Origin of the sequence: Flavobacterium gelidilacus DSM 15343 (assembly GCF_000422685.1) — a bacterium.
GTDB lineage: Bacteria > Bacteroidota > Bacteroidia > Flavobacteriales > Flavobacteriaceae > Flavobacterium > Flavobacterium gelidilacus.
Window position 1 is genome coordinate 1 of the sequence record NZ_AUGN01000040.1, and the last position, 3,112, is coordinate 3,112.

A 3,112-nucleotide genomic window follows, 5' to 3' on the forward strand; every position below is an offset into this window, starting at 1 on the left:
TTTCTATTTTGGAATTTTTTTAATCTAAAATTTGTCTATATTTGTTAAGGCTTGGTTATCAATCAGCAAAACTGAAATAAAGCCGCGAACCGTTAGCAAACATTTGAACCAAAAATGGAGAATAATTGAATTTAAAAAAAGTTTAACAAAAATTAAAAATCTATGAAAAAAAGAATCAAATTATGGAGTTTTACACTGGTTGTAGCTCTTCTGTCAGTAGCTTGTGTTAATGATGATTTTAATAATAGTGGAACGCTAGAAGGAAATCAGACAAATGGAGAAAACATTAAGTTAGGAATGAAAATGAAAATTGCTTTTACTATCGAGAATATGCAAAAAGCATATGAAAATATAAAAAACAATTCAACTGCAAAGCAATTCCCAGGAAATGGTCAACATTATAGAACAAATAACGAAACAAATAACTATTCAGGTAATGATTATATTATCAATACAACTCATTATTATTATAAATTTACTCCAAGAGATAGTATACAATATGAAAGATTAGTAAATGACTCAATACTTTCTGTAACGGACATCCCTTTTGAGTATGTTATAGAAACTGATGGAGAAAAATATCAAGCGGCTGATATGTCAAATACTAATTTTACTCATTATTATTCTGTAGTACCTATAGACTATAATATTCCTTCTGAAATTGAATATGAAGTAATTGCCAATCTACATTTTACTAAAGAGGATGAAATTGATGACAATGCATCTGAATATGATATGCAAAAAGTAGATTTTTTTCATGACTTAAATACAGAAGCATTAAAAATATCTGACAACTTAGAAGAAGAAAAAGAAAATCTACTGTATCAATTTGTTAATCCAAATGGAGAAACAGAAACTTTAACATGGCAACAAGCACAAAATCGTGGATTAAACCTAGAACAATTAGTAATTAATTTTAATGAAGATGATTATGATGCTCCTGATTTTTTTGCTAGAAGAAGTAAATGGAATCCATGTGGAACTGTAACTACACAAGAAGATGCAGTTAATATAAATGTTGGGGTTTGGGATGCCAAAATTAAAGTAAGGAAATGGGGGGGGGGCTAGTTATTAGAGAAGCATATACAAACCAAAACGGTCAATTTCAAACTAGTAGTACAAGAACAAAAAGAGTAAAATATGCGGTTTGGTTTAAAAATAATAACAGAAAATTTGTAGTTAAAGCAGGTACAGTATTTTGGGATGCAAAACACCGAGGTCATCGCACACATAAAAGAGAGTGCTGGAATCAACACTTTACAAAGGGTTCCCATAGTCATTTTTATTCGCTTATTCATAATGCAGCTAGAGATTATTTTACTCGCGCAATGTTTAATTTTGGCATGCATAGTCCAAGAGGTTCAAGTTTTTTTAGTGAAAAATTAAAAATATGTGGTAAATGGAATAGTTCAAACTCAAATATGTTTGATTTACCATTACCTGTGACGGGTTCTTTAGTTTCTGAAATTAGAATTGGGAGGAAGGACAATAGTGGGAATCACAAATCATCAATAGATATTTTTGGAACAGTTACTCATGAAATGGCACATGCTAGCCATTACAGAATGGATCCTCTATTTTTTATTAACATTCCGACATGCGAAAGAAAATTAATTCGAGAAAGCTGGGCTACTTGTGTAGAAACAGTCATTACAAATCATAGATATAATTTATTGACAAGTAATCCTGTTTATAATTTTAATAACTTTAATCTTTCATTTTACAATAGAAATTATCAAAGACACACGATTGATGGCACAGGTGGCTTTGACAAAATAGATGAATATTCTCCACTATTTATAGATTTGATTGACACAATTAATCAAAATTTATTAGCTTTACCTGGAAATCAGCCTATTGACAGAACAGCAGGTTATACTATACAACAACTTCAACAATCTTTAAATACATCGAGAGGTTTGCATGGATTAAAAGAGCGAATAAAAAACATGCACACAAATACTACTTCGGGTTTTGTAGATGAACTTTTTAATCAATATGCTTTTAATTATTGTAATGAATAGAAACATGAAAAAAAAATTAATAATATATTTATTAACTACGTTGTTAATTAGTTGTGTAGACCCAAGTAGAACATCTACTTACAGTTGTTCTTTAAAAAATAACACAAATCAATCAATTACTATTACCGTTTATTTTTCTGGAGCTATTATTGACAATAGCATCATAGAACCATCAATGAGTGGTTTAGACTGTAGTTATAGTGAAGATTCATTTACTGGGTATACATACAATTGTAATTTTGACATGCTTAAAATAACTTTCCCAAACGGTAAAGGTTATTTATGTAGTCAATTTGACAATCCTGAATATTGGTTTGCAGACCAAAAAACACCCTTTCTACCAAGTGAAAAATTTATTTTAAATAACAACGGTGTTTATGAATTTAACATTTCGGAAGAAGATTATATAAACGCTCATATATTACCTTAAATTTAAAAACTATGAAAAAAATTATAACATTTTCTCTGATTTTGATTTTATTTAGTTGCACTCCTGAAAACGAACCTGATAACCAAATTGTATCAATAATTGGAAAATGGAAACTATTAAAAATAGATTATTATGAAAATAATCTTTTAATTGAAACCGAAATTTATGAGCATATTACTCAGTGTCCTAACTATGTAGAATTTAATTCTGATAATACTTTTCAAAGCATATATTTCTATGATAATTGTGAAATGGAAATTGAAGACGAAGGTGCTTATAATTTCTCAAATTCGATATTATTTACAACAACTAATAATATAAACGAACAACTAAATGTAACTACTCTAACAAATAATGAAATGCAAATTACAGAAACATACAATGAATCAGGTGTATTAATTAAAGAAATCAGTATTTTTAGTAAATTATAAAACGTTTGCTAACCACAGTTTGTAACAATAGCGGCTTTTGGGCATAACTGAAAGTCGTTTTTGTACTTGTAATGGTTCGTGATTAACCAAAACTTTTGGTATATTAAACCGCTACTGCTACAAGCTGCAGGACGTTAGCAAACATTGCCAAAAAACCGAGAAAAAAATGAAAACAATAACTATTTTTATATCTCTTTTATTAATTTTATTTAGTGTAACAGAGAAAG

At 28.9% G+C, this 3,112-nt stretch carries 4 protein-coding genes; all 4 read left to right on the forward strand.

The genetic code is table 11. From position 1 onward, the window contains the following. Nucleotides 1-162 precede the first annotated feature (162 nt). Genes G507_RS0109600 through G507_RS0109615 form a run of 4 tightly spaced genes read left to right on the forward strand, consistent with a single transcriptional unit; the run spans nt 163 to nt 2,885 of the window. Nucleotides 163-1,068 (forward strand): hypothetical protein, encoded by a 906-nt coding sequence (locus tag G507_RS0109600; RefSeq protein ID WP_026717275.1) that lies wholly within the window; start codon nt 163-165, stop codon nt 1,066-1,068. Next, nucleotides 1,053-2,024: a hypothetical protein gene (locus tag G507_RS0109605; protein WP_026717276.1), complete on the forward strand. Its 972-nt coding sequence runs from the start codon at nt 1,053-1,055 to the stop codon at nt 2,022-2,024. The genes G507_RS0109600 and G507_RS0109605 overlap by 16 nt, the downstream gene beginning before the upstream one ends. A gap of 4 nt (nt 2,025-2,028) precedes the next feature. Next, nucleotides 2,029-2,454, forward strand: a complete 426-nt coding sequence (locus G507_RS0109610; RefSeq protein ID WP_157496563.1) for a hypothetical protein — start codon at nt 2,029-2,031, stop codon at nt 2,452-2,454. 11 nt (nt 2,455-2,465) lie between these two features. Beyond that, nucleotides 2,466-2,885, forward strand: a complete 420-nt coding sequence (locus tag G507_RS0109615) for a lipocalin family protein (protein ID WP_026717278.1) — start codon at nt 2,466-2,468, stop codon at nt 2,883-2,885. Nucleotides 2,886-3,112: the final 227 nt, after the last annotated feature.

Bases quoted from the DNA above. Each gene is read 5' to 3' on its own strand.
- G507_RS0109610 (WP_157496563.1), top strand. From the start codon at position 2,029: ATGAAAAAAAAATTAATAATATATTTATTAACTACGTTGTTAATTAGT.
- G507_RS0109615 (WP_026717278.1), top strand. From the start codon at position 2,466: ATGAAAAAAATTATAACATTTTCTCTGATTTTGATTTTATTTAGTTGC.
- G507_RS0109605 (WP_026717276.1), top strand. From the start codon at position 1,053: ATGGGGGGGGGGCTAGTTATTAGAGAAGCATATACAAACCAAAACGGT.
- G507_RS0109600 (WP_026717275.1), top strand. From the start codon at position 163: ATGAAAAAAAGAATCAAATTATGGAGTTTTACACTGGTTGTAGCTCTT.